Below are 15,819 nucleotides of genomic sequence, written 5' to 3' on the forward strand. Positions count from 1 at the left end.
GTTTAAAATATAAGTATTACCGACTGGCCGTTTACGGGCATTTCAGCGTTAAAACTGATCTTTAGCGGCTCTTATTTTGCTAAATAAATCAAGTGCAGAACTAGCCTGCCAATATTGCTGTAAATCTTTGTTATTACAGCGTAAAAAAGGGTTTATTTGTTTCTCAATACCTAGTGTTGACGGCAGTGTTGGTTGTTGCTGTTGTCTTAACTTGGCACATTTAGCGCTATAGTCTGTTATAGCGATATTATCAGGTTCAGCATAAGCGGCAAACGCTAAATTAGATAATGTATATTCATGGGTACAATAAACCTGAGTGTTGTCAGGTAAAGTGGCCAATATGGTTAATGAATTAAGCATTTGTTTAGGGCTACCTTCAAATAATCTACCACAGCCAGCACTAAACAAAGTATCACCACAAAACAGAACTGGAGCTGAATAAAAGGCTATATGGCCTAGAGTATGCCCAGGAACACTTATAACAGTGAAGTTAAGCTGCATATTATCAATAGTAATTATGTCGTTATGACTGACCAATTCGGTTAAATCTGCAATTTTATCCTGCTCTGCAGCAGGACCGATAACACGGGCGTTTGGCCAATCTTGACGTAAAGCTGCAATACCGCCAGTATGATCATGATGATGATGGGTAATTAACATAGCAGTCAGCTGTTTATTATGCTGCTGTAAAAAAGCTTGAACCGGCTTAGCATCACCGGGGTCGACCACAATGCACAGATCGTTGTCAGGCTGACATAGGGCCCAGATATAGTTATCCTGAAATGCAGCGATAGGCGTAATAGTATGCATAATAATCACCAAGCAAATTAAGTTGAGCCATAATTTAACATGAAACCAGCACTGAATGAAAAAGATAGCGGTTTACCCGCAGATTGGCAGCAGTTTGCTCAGGGTGATCTGTTGGCTGAAAAGATTAATCAGTTATTACAACCTTGGTGGCAGCAAATATTTGGCTATTATTTATTAAAAGTGGGTGATTTAAGCAGTGGTATAGATACTCAAAATTGTAAAATTCAGCATCATGTTAATATTGGTAATAGCAGTGCTAAAATTTTAGTCAAAGCCGAAGCTGATGCACTGCCGATTAAAGCACACAGTGTCGATGCGGTATTATTAGCGCATTGTTTAGAGTTTGTAACTGATCCGCACCATGTTGTGCGTGAGGCGCACAGAGTATTGATGCCTGATGGTTATTTAATTGTAACCGGAATTAACCCCATTAGCATGGTGGGAGCGTTAAGTGCTATGCCTTGGTTGCAAACTAAATTTCCTTGGAGTGGCCGCTTCTTTAGCGTGTCGCGAGTTAAAGATTGGCTACATTTAGTCGGTTTTGAAGTGCTGAGTGAACAACGTTTTTTTTGCTCAACCATGCTGGGTGAAAATAATCACGACAGCCGGGTACAGCGTTGGGTTGAAAATTACTTATCTTGGTTTGGTGCCAGTTACTTATTAGTAGCCAGAAAACGTGAACTACCGTTAACGCCCATAAGGCCTAAATGGCAACTTACGCCGCAATACAATAATCAAGTAAAGGGCGTAAGTGCGCGGCAAGGAAGTGCTAATAACTAATGCTACAAGCTAATGCTACGAGCAAATGCTACTAATTAGTACTAAGCGCTAGTACTACGAGCTAGTGCTACCACATTAAGTCGTCTGGAATTTGGAACTCGGCGTAAGGATCATCTTCATCAGTTTGCTGCTGTTTAGTATTGAGTAATACAATACTTTCAGGCTGGCGCTGGCTAATTTTTTCGGCCACCGCAGCGGGGACTAATGCATACTGCTCATCTTGTTTGGCTATCGCCACTAAACCACGGCTTAGTTCATCATGCAGTTTAGTGTTTACATATAAACGCTTCACTAAGCTGCCATCAGTAAAGTTATAGGCTACTTCACCTTTTGCATTAATAGTATGAGTTGCTATTAATTGTTTAACTTGTGCAGCAATGGCTTTTTGTTGCGCCAATGCTTGTTTTTGCTGATTTAATTCTTTATCACGTTCAACTTGTTGCTGGCGTTTTTGCTCAGCCAATGAGCTAGCTTCATTAACAACAGTATTTTTACCGGCTTGAACTTTTTGTTTATGTTTATCTTTTTTAATGGCTTTTAACTTTTTAGCATCGGCTAAACCGGCTTTAAGTAGCTGATCTTTTAATGCATTACTCATGATGATTCCTATTAAAGTAAGCGGTTAATATGCAAACAATGCAGTGTATGGGCGTTATAATAACCCAAAAGTAGCCTAAACAGGGCATAAGGATAAATCAAACTAACCGATTTGTAGCAGTATCGGTTATCATATAGCAGTATATTTAGGGTTACGAGGTCCACTTTGCCATTTAAAGATTTATCGCTTGATCCAAGACTGTTGCGTTCAGTGCAGCATTTAGGGTTTGTTAAACCAACAGAAATTCAACTAGAAGCTATACCAGCTGTGATGGTAGGGCGTGACTTAATCGTGTCATCTAAAACGGGCTCGGGCAAAACCTTAGCCTATTTATTGCCGATGATGCAGCGGTTATTAAAAAGCCGGCCATTAACTAAGCAAGATGCTCGAGCACTGATATTAGCGCCGACCCGAGAGCTGGCAAAGCAAGTTTATGCTCAGTTACGCTTATTTGTGTCCAATACACCGATAACATCAGCACTTATTGTGGGTGGTGAAAACTTTAACGATCAAGATAAAATATTAAAGCGCAAACCCGATGTGATAGTGGCAACTCCGGGCCGTTTTGTTGATCATTTAGAGCATAAATCAGTTTTTATTAATGGCTTAGAAATGCTAATTTTAGATGAAGCTGATCGGATGTTAGATTTAGGCTTTTTAGAGCAATTAACCCTAATTAATAAAGCCGCTGATCATCGCTTGCGTCAAACCTTAATGTTCTCAGCTACCTTAGATCATGCTCAGGTTAATCAACTGGCATTAGGCTTATTAAAGAATCCGTTTCGGGTTGCTATCGGCGCTGGTTATGAGCAGCATCAAGATATTAAGCAGCGCTATTATTATGCCGATCACTTACCGCATAAAGAAGCCTTGTTAAAACACTTTTTAACCACCGAAAATATTGATCAAATGATCATCTTTACCGCTACGCGCAGTGATACCGAGCGTTTGGCCGAATTTTGTCAGCAACTGGGCATAACAGCAGTAGGCTTAAGTGGTAAGTTGAATCAAGCCGGCCGCAATAGTGTGATGCAGGCGTTTATCTCGGCAAAATATAAAGTCTTAGTCACGACGGATTTAGCCGCACGTGGTTTAGATCTATTAAGCGTTTCACATGTGGTGAATTTTGATTTACCTAAGTATGCGGAAGAATATGTGCACCGCATTGGTCGCACGGGCCGTGCTGGGGCAAAAGGCCAAGCTATTTCATTAGTGGGGCCCAAAGATATTGTTAGTTTGCAGCAAATTGAAGCGTTTTTACGCTTAGAAACCGAATATAGCCAAGTACCAGGCTTAGTTGGCAAATTTGACGGCAAAGAGAAACCTAAAGCTGAGATTAAGAAAGTCATTAAAAAGCGGCCAGCAAAAGCCAAACCAAGCCAAAAACCAACCGAAGAGAAAAAAGTCGCTAAAGCCGCTCCGGCGTTTTTTCAACCTAGTGATGATGGCTTGACACCACCAAAGCGGAAGAAAAAATAAATTTGCAGGTGCGCGTTTTTTAAGCAATATAACTGCTACACTGATTTTGATAGCAAGATTATTGTTACAAGGTAATTGTTACAAGGTAATTGTTGTCAGAAACGTTTAGCTTTAAGTGATTTTAATGCTGAGCACGGTCGGGAAGACCGGTTATATAAGTCGCCATTAAGTTGGCAAATTTAGTTAAAGTAAGAGAGTGCTATGTCAGATTTAATTACAGGTTCAGTGAAGTGGTTCAACGAAGAAAAAGGTTATGGTTTCCTAGAACGTGAAGGTGGCAAAGATGTTTTTGTCCATTTCCGCGCTATCAATGGCACTGGCCGCAAAACTTTAGTTGAAGGCCAACAAGTTACTTTTGAAGTAACAGAAGGTCAAAAAGGCCCACAAGCTGAAAACGTAACGCCAATCGGTTAATCCGATCAAGTTTAAGAAAAACCGACACTAGTCGGTTTTTTTGTATCTAGAATATATACTGTACTAACCCTCATCACTCAAACGGCAAATTAAGTTGCTGCAATACGCCGGTATTAAAGCCTATTTGTACGCCAACCAACCTAACACTATGTTGCTGCCTGCGTTGCCAAGCTTCTTCTAGCAACGGTAGTAATTGGTCTAAGGTTAAAGACAAACCTTGTTTTTCTACTGTAGTTTGCCTGAAGTCACTAAACTTTAATTTAACGCCAATTTTATTAATGGGTGAATATTGACCGGCACTACTAGATTGATACTTTTCTAAGCGTAGTGCTAACTTAGGTAGTAAGGCGTCTAAGGCTGCAACACAGGCAGTAAACTCCGTTAAATCATGCTCTACCGTGGTTTCTATACCAATAGATTTGCGCTGCACATTATGAAACACCTCACGCTCATCAATACCTTGGCTACGTTTTAGTAAACTGTCTGCCATGCTACCAAAGTGCTTAATTAACGTTGCTAATGGCGCAGTTTGAATATCAGCACAAAGATGTAAGCCTAGTTTTGCTAAACGTTCGGCCGTTTTTGCGCCAACCCCAGGTAACTTTTTTAACGGTAAAGTAGCAACAAAGTGTTCGACTTGGTTTGGCGTAATAACAAAAATACCATCTGGTTTATTTTCATCACTGGCAATTTTAGCCAAAAACTTATTGGGTGCGACGCCTGCAGAAGCGGTAAGTCCAGTTTCATGCTTGATGGTTTGGCGAATATTCTCTGCTATTAAAGTGGCGCTACCGGCAAACATTTTACAATCAGACACATCTAAATAGGCTTCATCTAAGGATAATGGCTCAACTTTGTCGGTATAGCGCTGAAATATTTGTCTTATTTGCTGACTGGCAATGCGATATTTTTCCATATTGCCTTTAAGCAAAGTTAAATGCGGGCAAAGCTTTAACGCTTGGTGAGTTGGCATCGCTGAGCGGACACCAAATACTCTGGCAGGATAGTTACAAGTTGAAATAACACCACGGGCTTCGCGTGAACCACCAATGGCAATTGGAATGTGGCGAAGCGCCGGATTATCACGCATTTCGACCGCCGCAAAAAAACAATCCATATCAATATGTATAATTTTGCGCACAGTACTGCCTAGGCTGTTTATTTAAACAGTAGTTTAATCTGCAGTAGGTTAAATGTAAAGCAACGCAACGGAATGCATACTGGACGTATATCAGGCTCAAATGTTACTTAGTAGATATCTGGATGGCTAAAATCTAGATGCAAAAAGCTATTTTAAAAGGTAGAATAGCGGCGAATTTATTAAACTGTTATTTAATAAGGCAGTACTTTATAAAGCCTACTCGATATATCAGTAATTTATAAAGCTGTATTTTATTAAACCAATGTTGTGCTGACTGAATTTTAATAAAACTAAGCGTGAAGCCCGCGCCAGGAGAGAGCATGTTAAAGCGTGATATGAATATTGCCGATTTCGACCCGGAATTATGGCAATCTATTGAAGATGAAAACGCCCGTCAAGAGGCGCACATTGAGTTAATAGCGTCAGAAAACTATGTTAGTCCACGTGTTTTACAGGCTCAAGGTTCACAATTAACCAATAAATATGCTGAAGGTTACCCGCATAAGCGTTATTACGGTGGTTGTGAATATGTTGATATCGCTGAAGATTTAGCCATTGCTCGGGCGAAAGAGTTATTCTCAGCTGATTACGCTAACGTGCAACCGCATTCTGGCTCTCAGGCTAATGCCGCGGTATTTTTAGCCTTACTTAATGCTGGCGATACTATCTTAGGTATGAGCTTAGCCCATGGTGGTCATTTAACCCACGGTGCATCAGTGAGCTCATCAGGTAAGTTATATAATTCAATCCAGTACGGCTTACACCCAGCAACAGGTGTTGTTGATTACGAACAAGCTGAAGCCTTGGCGCTTGAGCATAAGCCGAAAATGATTATTGCCGGTTTTTCTGCTTATTCAGGCGTTATTGATTGGCAACGTTTTCGTGATATCGCCGATAAAGTTGGTGCATATTTATTTGTTGATATGGCACACGTAGCGGGTTTAGTTGCTGCTGGTTTATATCCAAACCCAGTACCGATTGCGGATGTTGTCACCACGACAACCCATAAAACCTTAGCAGGCCCGCGTGGTGGTTTAATTTTAGCGCGTAGCAATGAAACGATTGAAAAGAAATTAAACTCAGCGGTATTCCCAGGCACCCAAGGTGGCCCATTAATGCATGTAATTGCCGCAAAAGCAGTTGCCTTTAAAGAAGCATTACAGCCTGAATTTAAAGTTTATCAACAACAAGTATTAGATAACGCGGTTGCTATGTGTGATGAAATTCAACAGCGCGGCTATAAAGTTGTCTCGGGTGGCACGCAAAACCACTTATTTTTATTAGACTTAATTGATAAAGATATTACCGGTAAAGATGCTGATGCGGCTTTAGGTCAAGCCCATATTACCGTGAATAAAAACTCTGTACCTAACGATCCACGTTCACCTTTTGTCACCAGTGGCTTACGTCTTGGTACGCCAGCGATTACCCGTCGTGGTTTTAAAGAAACTGAATCACGTAAAGTGGCCAGTTTAATTTGTGATATTTTAGACAATATGGGTGATGCAAGTGTTATCGAGCGAGTTAAAGCCGACGTTGCCCAATTATGTAGCAAGTTTCCAGTTTATGCTTAGTTTTTACTTAGTTTAGAAATAACTGCTATTATGGCCGCACTTGCGGCCATTTTTTTATCTGGATGAGGCTAAACTATGTATTGCCCTTTTTGTAATGCAGATGACACTAAAGTTATCGATTCGCGTCTTGTAGCCGACGGCCACCAAGTGCGTCGTCGCAGAGAGTGCTTAGCCTGTCACGAACGTTATACTACGTTTGAAACCGCTGAGCTGGTGATACCAAGAGTGATTAAGCGAGATGGTTCTCGTGAGCCTTTTAATGAAGACAAGCTTCGCAGTGGTTTATTACGCTCATTAGAAAAGCGGCCGGTACCCACCGAGCAAATTGAACAATTAATCCACAAAATAAAATCTCAACTCCGTGCTACCGGTGAGCGCGAAGTGTCTAGTCAATTACTCGGTAAGCTGATTATGGATGAATTAATGGTGGTAGATAAAGTGGCTTATGTACGCTTTGCTTCAGTGTATCGATCATTTAAAGATATCCGCGAGTTTGGTGAGGAAATTGCCCGGCTTGGCGAGAACAATTGAGTGAAAACAAGTAATGTTTAGTAGTCAAGATAGCCAGTGGATGCATCGCGCTATTGTATTAGCCGAGCAAGGGCGTTTTACTACTAGCCCTAATCCGAATGTGGGCGCGGTTATTGTTAAACACGAAAAATGTATTGGTGAAGGCTATCATCAACAAGCGGGTGGGCCACATGCCGAAGTGTTTGCTTTGCGCCAAGCGGGTAGTCAGGCTCAGGGTGCCACCTGTTATGTGACGTTAGAGCCGTGCAGTCATGTCGGTCGCACTGCGCCTTGTGCTGAAGCGCTGATTAAGGCAGGCATTAGCCGAGTGGTAATCGCAATGCAAGATCCTAATCCACAGGTAGCGGGCAAGGGCATAACGTTACTTAAGGCTGCGGGGATCGAGGTCGAAGTGGGTTTGCTGGGCGAACAGAGCCGTGCCATTAATCTGGGCTTTTTATCCCGCATGGAGCAACAAAGACCTTTTGTGCAATTAAAGTTAGCGGCCAGTTTAGATGGTCGCACCGCATTAGAAAACGGCGTGAGTAAATGGCTAACGTGCGCCGAAGCAAGAGCCGATGTGCAACTGTATCGTGCTCAAAGTTGTGCGATTTTATCCACAGCGACCACCGTTTTAACGGATAATGCGCGATTAAATCTTCGAGTAGAGGAACTTAGTACCGCTGTTTCAAGATTAGACAATGGTCAGTTGCGACAACCGAAAAAAATTATTCTAGATAGACAGCAATTGCTAAAAGGCAATGAAGCGGTATTTGCTGATGCTGCTAACGTGATCCAGTGCATACCGATGCTTGAAAACGGCAATAAAATGCCCCATAACGCTAGTCAATTACGCTGTCAAACAACTAGTGATGGTCGTTTTGACCTTGCCGCGTTATTACAACAACTCGCGACAGAGCAGCAAGTGAATCGGTTATGGGTAGAAGCAGGCGCTACATTAGCCGGCAGTTTAATTAGCCAACACTTAGTTGATGAGTTAATTATTTATATTGCACCAAAATTATTAGGGCATTTAGCTCAGCCATTGGCCGTGCTAAACAACTTTACTGCATTAGAGCAGGTGCCAACACTGGTTTGGCAAGATATGGCTATGGTTGGTACCGATATTCGCCTGACTGCTCGGTTTAATTAGGCCGACGAGGATTTATGTTTACAGGAATTATTGAAGCAGTAGGTCATGTTAGTCAAATCCAACAACATGGCAATGATATTGCGATCACAATAAGCAGCCAGAGCTTAGATTTTTCTGATGTGAAATTAGGCGACAGTATCGCTAGTAACGGGGTGTGTTTAACGGTTACTGCGTTAACACATCAGAGTTTCTCTGCTGATGTTTCCGCTGAAACCCTAGCGTATACCCAATTTGGCCAATATCAAATAGGCCAACGTATTAACTTAGAAAAAGCCATGTTAGCGACGAGTCGCTTTGGTGGCCATATTGTTAGTGGCCATGTTGATGGTGTGAGTAAAGTGATAAAATTACAGCCTGAAGGGCGAGCCCTGCAGGTTTGGCTATCAATGCCAGCAGCTTTAGCACGTTATATAGCCCATAAAGGGTCGGTTACCGTCGATGGCATTAGTCTGACAGTAAATAGCGTGCTTGCAGATTGTTTTCGTCTGACTATCGTGCCGCACACAGCAGCACAAACTACAGTGTCTCAGCTTAAAATTGGCACTATGGTACATCTTGAAGTAGATGTCATCGCCCGATATTTAGAGCGATTAACCCATGTCAATCACCCTGAGCAAGAGCAAGGTGTGACTAAGGCATTATTGTCCCAGCGCGGCTTTTTATAAAAGGTTTATTATGCAACTGAATACCCCAGCTGAAATTATTGAAGATATTCGTCAAGGTAAAATGGTTATTTTGATGGATGATGAAGACCGAGAGAATGAAGGTGATCTGGTGATGGCGGCTGAGTATGTCACGCCTGAGGCCGTTAACTTTATGGCGACCCATGGCCGAGGCTTAATTTGTTTAACCTTAACCCAAAAGCGTTGTCAGCAGTTAGCATTGCCGTTGATGGTTGATGCCAATAAATCACCGTTTTCTACCAATTTCACCTTATCGATTGAAGCCGCTGAAGGTGTAACTACCGGTATTTCAGCAGCCGATAGAGCACGTACGGTAAAAGCCGCTGTGGCACGTGATGCTAGGCCAAGTGATATTGTACAACCGGGCCATATTTTTCCATTAATGGCTAAAGATGGTGGTGTTTTAGTTCGTGCTGGCCATACCGAAGCAGGTTGTGATTTAGCTCGCTTAGCAGGCTTAGAGCCCGCAGCGATGATAGTTGAAATTTTAAATGAAGACGGCACTATGGCCCGTCGTCCTGATTTAGAGGTGTTTGCCAACAAACATCAAATTAAAATTGGCACTATTGCCGATCTTATTGAATATCGTAATTTACATGAAACGACCATTGAGCAAGTGGCTACTTGTCAGCTGCCAACTGAAGTGGGTGAATTTAAATTAGTAACGTTTAAAGACACTATTGATAATCAAGTCCACTTTGCGTTAGTTAAAGGCGAAATTGAACCGGAACAACCAACATTAGTTCGGGTCCATTTGCACGATACGTTTAGTGACTTATTAATGGCCAATCGCGCCGCTAATCGTAGCTTTCCTTTACATACTGCTATGGCGCGTATTGCTAAAGAAGGTGGCGTGTTAGTGCTGTTAAGCAAGCATGAGTCTACCGATACGCTAATTCAAACGGTGCAAAATTTTGAAGCTGAAGATAAAGGTGCTATGCCGCGCAGTACACCTGCGGCCGGTACGTCTCGTACTGTCGGTGTTGGCTCACAAATTTTAGCCAGTTTAGGCGTTAAAAAAATGCGCTTATTAAGCCAACCGAAAAAGTATCATGCTTTATCAGGGTTCGGCTTAGAAGTGGTCGATTATGTTTGTGATTAAAGCTTATGCAGATTTAAACATAGTTGTGTTATTATGCACGGCTATTTTCAGCAGCTATTGATTTTAGAGGGCTTGCAATGCAGGTAATTGAAGCAGGACTTTCTGCTAACGGTAACAAATTCGCTATTGTGGTAGCACGGTTTAACAGTTTTATTGTTGAAAGCTTATTAGACGGTGCAGTAGATACATTGCAACGTATTGGCAATGTTGATGAGCAAGATATAACGGTTATTCGGGTACCAGGTGCCTTTGAATTGCCTTTGGCTGTTCAACGGGTTGCTGCCAGTAAAAAATATGATGGTATTATTGCGCTTGGCGCAGTCATTCGTGGCGGCACACCGCATTTTGAATATGTATCTGGTGAGTGTACTAAAGGTATTGCCCAAGTCGCTATGCAATATGATATCCCAGTTGCGTTTGGCGTATTAACGGTTGATACCATAGAGCAAGCCATTGAACGTGCTGGTACCAAAGCGGGCAATAAAGGCTGTGAAGCGGCAATGTCTACGCTTGAAATGGTTAATTTGCTTGCCCAGCTGTAATTAAAAGAGAAATTTTACATGAAACCAAACGCTCGTCGTCAGTCGCGTTCACTTGCAGTGCAAGGCATTTATAGCTGGCATGTTAGTAAAAATCCAATTGCTGAAATTGAACAGCAGTTGTTACTTGAAAACAATGTTAAGCATATTGACGTTGGCTATTTTCAAGATTTAGTACGTGGTGTTGTTAAAAACCATAGTGTATTAGATGACATGTTAAAGCCTTATTTAGCGCGGCCTTTTGAAGAAATAGATTTTGTTGAAAAAGCAATTTTGCGTGTTTCAGCCTATGAGCTCAAATATCGTTTGGACGTACCTTATAAAGTCATTATAAACGAAGCAATTGAGCTTGCTAAAGCCTTTGCTGCTGATGATAGCCATAAGTTTGTTAATGGTATCTTAGATAAAGCGGTACGTGATTTACGGCCTAGTTAAAAGGAGAGCCGACTTTTAGTCGGCTTTTTAATTTTTATGGGTGAATTTGAACTCATCGCAAAGTATTTTTCCGCTGTAGGTGCCAAGCGCAGTGATGTGATTACCGGTGTCGGTGATGACGGTGCTGTGATCCAAGTCCGTGATGGTCATGATCTGGTGGTAACAACAGATACTATGGTCTCAGGAACTCACTTTTTTGCTAATGATGATCCGCGCGCGCTAGGCCATAAATTAGTCACGGTTAATATTAGTGATCTAGCTGCTATGGGTGCGGAGCCTGCTTGGCTGTCATTAGCGTTAACCTTGCCAGAAGTAAATGAACATTGGTTAAGTCAATTTAGTGCTGGAATTAATGAAACCGCGGAATATTATAATTGCCAATTAGTCGGCGGCGATACTACGCGTGGTCCACTGAGTCTAACGATGACGGCCAAAGGGTTAGTTCCCAGAGGAAAGGCTTTATCGCGTAGTGGTGCCAAAGTGGGTGACTATATTTATGTTACGGGCACCTTAGGTGATGCTGCTTTAGGCCTAAAATTACAGCAAGGCTTGCATCAAGTTAGCAAAAAACATCAAACTCACATATTACAGCGCTTTCAATATCCTTCGGCACGGGTTGCTTTAGGTCAAGCGTTACGTAATATTGCCAATAGTGCGATGGATTTATCTGATGGCTTATACGGTGATATTCAGCATATTTTACACCGCTCAGCTGTCGGTGCTAGCATAGACGTACAAAAACTGCCGTTATCTCAGGCATTAAAAGATAGTTGCGATAATAATACGGCTTATGGTTTAGCACTTTCTGGTGGCGAAGATTATGAATTGTTGTTCACGGTATCAGAAAATAAACGCGGTTCGTTAGATGTATTATTGTCACCTTATGGTGTGGCGATAACCTGTATTGGTCGTATCACTGGCGCCATTGGTAAGTTAGAATTAAAAAAATCTGAACAAACGTTTAGTTATCAGCCGCAAGGATTTAAACATTTCGCATGACATTATCCCGTTTTCGTTTAACTAAATGGCAGCACTTTTTAGCCTTAGGCTTTGGTTCTGGTTTAGCTAAAACAGCACCAGGCACGGTAGGTACCTTAGTGGCAGTGCCTATTGTAGCCTTATTGATGTGGCTGGGCAGTGCCTACTTACTAGGCTTTATTATGCTAGGTACGCTATTAGGTATTTATGTCTGTGAAGTCACGACCATAGATATTGGCCAACCTGATCATGCTGCTATCGTGTGGGACGAAATTATAGGTTTTGCCATTACCATGTTTTTAGTGCCCTTAACTTGGCAATATTTACTGTTAGGATTTTTATTATTTCGTTTATTTGATATTGCCAAGCCTTGGCCAATCCGTTGGTTTGATAAAACGGTGCATGGCGGCTTGGGTATTATGCTTGATGATGTTGTAGCGGGTATTGCAGCCTGTGTCAGTGTACACCTTATTATCACATTAATTAGCGGCGGTTAATATTTAGTAGCAAAGGATGGTAGCAAGGGATGGCACTAATGAAACGGCATACACTTTTACTATTGTTTTTACTGTTACTTTGCTCTGGGTCATTGCAGGCGTTTAGCCAGCAATCTATGTATGATTTTGATATTAAGCATTGGAGCAGTAGTGATGGCTTATCTAGCAACTCCGTTCGGGCTATCACCCAAGATAACCAAGGTTATATTTGGTTAGGTACCTTATATGGTTTAAACCGCTTTGACGGCAACCAATTCGAACATTTCACCACGACTAATCAACATAACTTAGTCAGTAATAATATCACCCAACTTTTTAAAGATAGTAAAGGCTATATTTGGGTCGGTACTAAATCGGGCTTAACCGGCTTTGATCCTGTCAGTTTAAAGTTTGATCGCTACCCCGTTTTGTCTGAGGTCACGGCCATTATTGAAATTGCACCGGGTGAAGTTTGGCTGGCTGCCGATCATCTATTTCGGGTGAAAAACGGTCAAGTCACGCGTGTTGATAAGATCCGCGAGCAAGTCAATCAGTTAGAAAAAGTCGATGATAAGATTTGGATAACCAGTAGCCATTGGTTATATAGTTACGATTTAACCACTGATGTATTAACTAGCTATGCGTTACCCCTCGAATTAATCCAAATACCTATTTATGATTTGTACTGGGCTGATGAACAGCTGTATTTAGCCAGTGAGTCGGGCTTTTTTGCCCTAAACGCCAAGGGTGAAATCAGTAAGTGTGAGCTACCCGATAAAACCAATACCGCAGTCTATAAATTACTTAAAGACAGCTTTGGTAATAATTGGATTTCTGCAAACCGCAAATTATTTCATCAGCATGATAAACAGGAATGGCAATATATTACTGCCGATGAGTTAGGCAGCTCTCCTTGGTTTAGCGATATATACGAGGATAAACAGCACAATATTTGGCTAGCCAGTTTTAGTGACGGTATTTATCGCTCATCGCTGGGTAATATTAATCGGGTGTTAGCACCCGGCGCAGACGACGTTATTCGTAGTGTTGCTGTTACGCCTCAGGATACCTTGTTATTAGCCGGACAGTCTCAGTTGGGTGAGTTAGACGCCAATGGCGACTACCATACTTTACTGAATACAGATCAATTGGGGCTAGGCGCAATCTTTGATTTATATTGGCCGACAGAAAATGAATTATGGCTAGCGAGTACTAAGGGTGTTCATGCATATCAACGTCAAACTAAATCCGTGAGTTTAGTCTTTGATCAACTAGAAAATAACTTAGTTCGGGTATTGCAACCCGATCATCAAGGTGGCTTGTGGGTCGGTGGTGTGATGGGTTTATATCATTATCAAAATGGCAAACTAGCGCCTTTTGCATTAATGGAACAACTAGAAACGCGGCATATCACGGCGCTGCAGCAACAAGAAGATTTAGTGCTGTTAGGGACGACGCGAGGGCTGTATCAATATCAACAAGAAAAATTGACCCGCTTAGGCAGTGGCACCGCTTTATTTAATAGTTATATTACCGCCGTATTAGTTTTAGCCGATAATACCTTATTAGCTAGCACGCTTGATGATGGCGTGTTTATTCGACCACCACAGCAAGCTTGGTATCAACTGCATCATGGTAATGGCTTACCGCATAGTCCGGTGGTGAGTATGGTTGATGATAGCGTTAATAATGTAATTTGGTTAAGTAGCTTAAAAGGTATCTTTCGGATTAAGCATCAAGAATTAGCTTTAATAACGGACGCCGCACTATTCCCCTTATTAACGATTGATGAAGTATTAAGCCCTTATGATCGCCAGCTAGGGACTATTCCAGGTCGCTGCTGTAATGGTGCAGGGCAAAGCAAAGTGGCGTTATGGCATCAGCGTTATTGGTATCCAACTTTAAAGGGGGTGGTGTCGGTAGCGGCTGATTTAAATCAGCAAATTAACAGCCCGACTAAACCTGTGATAAAAATGGTCCAAGGCCAGAGTAATTACCCTCTGAATAGTAGCCAACCTAAATTATTACTTGAGCTTAATGACCGCAGTATTACTATTCATTACACGGCACTAGAATATATAAAACCGACCGCTCTACAGTTCAGTTATCAATTACAAGGTTTTGAATCAAGTTGGCATGACGTTGGCCCAAGACGAGAAGCCATCTACACCAATCTACCGCCTGGCAATTTTGTGTTTCGGGTGCAAAGTCGCTTTGATAATCAACCGTGGTCGGCAAATACCATCACTGAGTTAGCGATAGTCGTCCCCAAACGATTTGACGAAACCTTGGTGTACCGTGGTCTATGGTTATTGCTAGTGTTGTTTTGTTTATATGGGGTGTTATGGCTATTACGGCGTAATGCCATTAATAAACAACTGCAACTAGGTCAATTAGTCAAACAACGTACCCAAGAGCTTGAAAACAGTAATCTGAAATTAAACGAGCTCAATGAGCAAATGGCATTGTTAACCTATAAAGATAATTTAACCGGTTTGCGTAATCGGCGCTTTATGTTTGAACAACTGCCAAAAGATATTGAACACTTTCAACGTAACCGTGAGTCTATGCAAACCCAAGGTAAAGGGGTGGCGCTGTTACAGCTAGATTTAGACAATTTTAAGCAAATAAATGATCAATACGGAAATTTAGCCGGTGATAGTTGTATGCAACAAGTGGCGTGGTTATTGATAAGAGAAACCCGTGGCTCAGATTATGTCGTACGGTATTCTGCCAATGAGTTTGTCTTAGTGTTGCGAGATATCCAAATTGATTTAGTTGAGCAGTTTTGTCATCAATTAAATGATCAAATTGCCCGGACCGCTTTTGTCTTACCAGATGGCCATCGTACTCATTTAACCTGTTCTATTGGCTATGCCTTGTATCCGTTAGCCTTACTAGGTGGCCAGTTAATTAACTGGGAAATATCATTGCAATTAGCGGGGATATCGTTATACCACGTTAAACATTCAGGTAAAAATGGCGTGGCAAGCATCCACTTTGATCAACAAGTGGATGCCTTTGAATTTGAAGATTCGTCGCATATAGAAGCCCAAGTTGAACGTTTATTAGCAGTAGGTTTAGCGCGGTTTAATTTATATAAGTCAGCTTAAAGCTAGTTTTTTATAACGTTAGAAAGCTGCGTTG

16 protein-coding genes are annotated in these 15,819 nt (G+C 41.7%); 13 read left to right on the forward strand and 3 right to left on the reverse strand.

Going from position 1 to position 15,819, the window contains the following annotated elements; genetic code table 11:
* Positions 1 to 48: 48 nt before the first annotated feature.
* Positions 49 to 810, reverse strand: a complete 762-nt coding sequence (gloB, locus tag BI198_RS06740; RefSeq protein ID WP_070048865.1) for a hydroxyacylglutathione hydrolase — start codon at positions 808 to 810, stop codon at positions 49 to 51.
* 39 nt (positions 811 to 849) lie between these two features.
* Between gloB and BI198_RS06745 the strand changes: the two genes are divergently transcribed.
* A complete protein-coding gene (locus BI198_RS06745) occupies positions 850 to 1,590 on the forward strand; it encodes a class I SAM-dependent methyltransferase (protein ID WP_070048866.1) in 741 nt (246 codons plus the stop codon).
* Between the two features lie 67 nt (positions 1,591 to 1,657).
* Here the strand turns inward: BI198_RS06745 and BI198_RS06750 are convergent, their stop codons facing one another.
* Entirely contained in the window at positions 1,658 to 2,188 is a 531-nt protein-coding gene (locus tag BI198_RS06750) for a DUF2058 domain-containing protein (protein ID WP_070048867.1), read from the reverse strand.
* A gap of 165 nt (positions 2,189 to 2,353) precedes the next feature.
* Here BI198_RS06750 and BI198_RS06755 point away from each other — a divergent pair, with 165 nt between their 5' ends.
* Together BI198_RS06755 and BI198_RS06760 are read left to right on the forward strand one after the other, a co-directional pair.
* Positions 2,354 to 3,667, forward strand: coding sequence for a DEAD/DEAH box helicase (locus tag BI198_RS06755; protein ID WP_070048868.1), 1,314 nt, complete (start codon positions 2,354 to 2,356; stop codon positions 3,665 to 3,667).
* A gap of 201 nt (positions 3,668 to 3,868) precedes the next feature.
* Positions 3,869 to 4,081, forward strand: coding sequence for a cold-shock protein (locus BI198_RS06760; protein ID WP_070048869.1), 213 nt, complete (start codon positions 3,869 to 3,871; stop codon positions 4,079 to 4,081).
* A gap of 73 nt (positions 4,082 to 4,154) precedes the next feature.
* Here the strand turns inward: BI198_RS06760 and dinB are convergent, their stop codons facing one another.
* Positions 4,155 to 5,222, reverse strand: a complete 1,068-nt coding sequence (gene dinB / locus BI198_RS06765) for a DNA polymerase IV (RefSeq protein WP_201243424.1) — start codon at positions 5,220 to 5,222, stop codon at positions 4,155 to 4,157.
* A 320-nt stretch (positions 5,223 to 5,542) separates the two neighbouring features.
* Between dinB and glyA the strand changes: the two genes are divergently transcribed.
* The 10 genes from glyA to BI198_RS06815 all read left to right on the forward strand — a co-directional run bounded on the left by glyA (position 5,543) and on the right by BI198_RS06815 (position 15,785).
* Positions 5,543 to 6,796 (forward strand): serine hydroxymethyltransferase, encoded by a 1,254-nt coding sequence (gene glyA / locus BI198_RS06770; protein WP_070048870.1) that lies wholly within the window; start codon positions 5,543 to 5,545, stop codon positions 6,794 to 6,796.
* Positions 6,797 to 6,871: 75 nt separating this feature from the next.
* Positions 6,872 to 7,327 (forward strand): transcriptional regulator NrdR, encoded by a 456-nt coding sequence (gene nrdR / locus BI198_RS06775; RefSeq protein ID WP_070048871.1) that lies wholly within the window; start codon positions 6,872 to 6,874, stop codon positions 7,325 to 7,327.
* A gap of 13 nt (positions 7,328 to 7,340) precedes the next feature.
* Positions 7,341 to 8,459 carry a bifunctional diaminohydroxyphosphoribosylaminopyrimidine deaminase/5-amino-6-(5-phosphoribosylamino)uracil reductase RibD gene (gene ribD, locus BI198_RS06780; protein ID WP_070048872.1) on the forward strand — a complete coding sequence of 373 codons (1,119 nt, stop codon included), beginning with the start codon at positions 7,341 to 7,343 and terminating at the stop codon, positions 8,457 to 8,459.
* Positions 8,460 to 8,473: 14 nt separating this feature from the next.
* Positions 8,474 to 9,124 carry a riboflavin synthase gene (locus tag BI198_RS06785; RefSeq protein WP_070048873.1) on the forward strand — a complete coding sequence of 217 codons (651 nt, stop codon included), beginning with the start codon at positions 8,474 to 8,476 and terminating at the stop codon, positions 9,122 to 9,124.
* Between the two features lie 10 nt (positions 9,125 to 9,134).
* Positions 9,135 to 10,244: a bifunctional 3,4-dihydroxy-2-butanone-4-phosphate synthase/GTP cyclohydrolase II gene (gene ribBA / locus BI198_RS06790; protein WP_070048874.1), complete on the forward strand. Its 1,110-nt coding sequence runs from the start codon at positions 9,135 to 9,137 to the stop codon at positions 10,242 to 10,244.
* 77 nt (positions 10,245 to 10,321) lie between these two features.
* Positions 10,322 to 10,786, forward strand: a complete 465-nt coding sequence (gene ribH / locus BI198_RS06795) for a 6,7-dimethyl-8-ribityllumazine synthase (protein ID WP_070048875.1) — start codon at positions 10,322 to 10,324, stop codon at positions 10,784 to 10,786.
* A gap of 18 nt (positions 10,787 to 10,804) precedes the next feature.
* The gene (nusB, locus tag BI198_RS06800; protein WP_070048876.1) at positions 10,805 to 11,218 is read left to right on the forward strand and encodes a transcription antitermination factor NusB; all 414 of its coding nucleotides are present in this window, start codon (positions 10,805 to 10,807) and stop codon (positions 11,216 to 11,218) included.
* Between the two features lie 36 nt (positions 11,219 to 11,254).
* On the forward strand, positions 11,255 to 12,217 hold the full coding sequence (gene thiL / locus BI198_RS06805) for a thiamine-phosphate kinase (protein WP_070048877.1): 963 nt from the start codon (positions 11,255 to 11,257) through the stop codon (positions 12,215 to 12,217).
* Positions 12,214 to 12,693, forward strand: a complete 480-nt coding sequence (locus tag BI198_RS06810) for a phosphatidylglycerophosphatase A family protein (RefSeq protein ID WP_070048878.1) — start codon at positions 12,214 to 12,216, stop codon at positions 12,691 to 12,693. The genes thiL and BI198_RS06810 overlap by 4 nt, the downstream gene beginning before the upstream one ends.
* Before the next feature lie 38 nt (positions 12,694 to 12,731).
* A complete protein-coding gene (locus tag BI198_RS06815; protein WP_070048879.1) occupies positions 12,732 to 15,785 on the forward strand; it encodes a ligand-binding sensor domain-containing diguanylate cyclase in 3,054 nt (1,017 codons plus the stop codon).
* Positions 15,786 to 15,819: the final 34 nt, after the last annotated feature.

The organism is Rheinheimera salexigens (assembly GCF_001752395.1).
Taxonomy (GTDB): domain Bacteria; phylum Pseudomonadota; class Gammaproteobacteria; order Enterobacterales; family Alteromonadaceae; genus Alishewanella; species Alishewanella salexigens.